Origin of the sequence: Marinobacter maroccanus (assembly GCF_002933275.1) — a bacterium.
Taxonomy (GTDB): domain Bacteria; phylum Pseudomonadota; class Gammaproteobacteria; order Pseudomonadales; family Oleiphilaceae; genus Marinobacter; species Marinobacter maroccanus.
In genome coordinates this window covers 1-265 of record NZ_PSSX01000061.1, presented here as the reverse complement: position 1 = coordinate 265, position 265 = coordinate 1, and the positions used below count along the sequence as shown (strand labels likewise).

Sequence of the window (265 nt, the reverse complement as noted above, 5' to 3'; positions counted from 1 at the left end):
GTGGTCCAGGTAGAAGAAGCCCTTGGGCTTACCCTCCCGGACCATATAGCCACTGTCCGGATCGGTACGGCTGATTTTGGTGTCTTTGGTCTTGGCTGGCTGCTCGGACAGCTTCGTTTTCAANGGCTTTTTACCCTGAGCNTTGCGATCGCCTTCGATGGCATCTTCCAGGCTGTCCAGGTAGGCCGCCACCTTCTCCTCTGCCTGTTTCAGATCGTACTTGTTCTTGTTGGCGTTCGCCTTGAGGTGCGTGCTGTCGGTATAA

The 265-nt window shown here is 55.1% G+C and carries 1 pseudogene; it reads right to left on the bottom strand.

Annotated elements, in window-relative coordinates:
* A pseudogene (locus KEHDKFFH_RS20455) lies at window positions 1-265 on the bottom strand (IS5/IS1182 family transposase); the annotation flags it as partial.